Genomic DNA, 606 nt, shown 5'->3' on the forward strand with positions numbered 1-606 from the left:
AAGATCTCGAACGTTTCTTCCAGAGTGGTTTCGTTGCCGCGCGCGTCGGCAATGGCCAACCCGACAGTGAATTCGCCGGTCGTTTCAACCTTCAGCACCCTCATATCTTCAAGAGAGTTACTTTCAACACTCGGCCCTTCCGGCAACTGCCAAGTATAACGCGGGTCTTCCAGTGATGGCGTAGAACCCAGTGTTTTGGCACGGATCTCGACGATTGCTGGTGGATAATATGATTTCCGATCAATCGCCAGTCGCCAGGTTGGCCACTCGTACTGCCAGAGATAAAGGCGCTGATCATCCCGGCCAATCTCCTCGGGATAGTCCGTCATCCATGCCTGATACGAGATCTCCAGCTGACGGTTATCCAAGTCATCTTCCGTCGGAATGTATGTCACCGTATCCCCATACTGCTTTGTACCATCCGGCAAGGTCCATTCGCCGTCATATGAGCGCTCAAGCCCACGATACGGCTCTGTGATTGCTGCACGGAATTCGTATGGTTCCCCCACTTCAACACGTCGCTCGCCATTGACGCGCACGCGTGGCGGACGAAGACGGCGGAAACTGACCCGATGCATCGCATCCGCCCAGCTGTAGCGGTTGTCG

Annotated in this window: 1 protein-coding gene; it reads right to left on the minus strand. The window is 55.1% G+C overall.

Going from position 1 to position 606, the window contains the following annotated elements; genetic code table 11:
- The coding region (locus WA429_RS21365) for a hypothetical protein (RefSeq protein ID WP_336107931.1) at nucleotides 1-606 on the minus strand (606 nt) is incomplete at both ends.

This window comes from Thalassospira sp. CH_XMU1420-2 (genome assembly GCF_037029325.1).
In the GTDB taxonomy this organism is placed as follows: Bacteria; Pseudomonadota; Alphaproteobacteria; order Rhodospirillales; family Thalassospiraceae; genus Thalassospira; species Thalassospira povalilytica.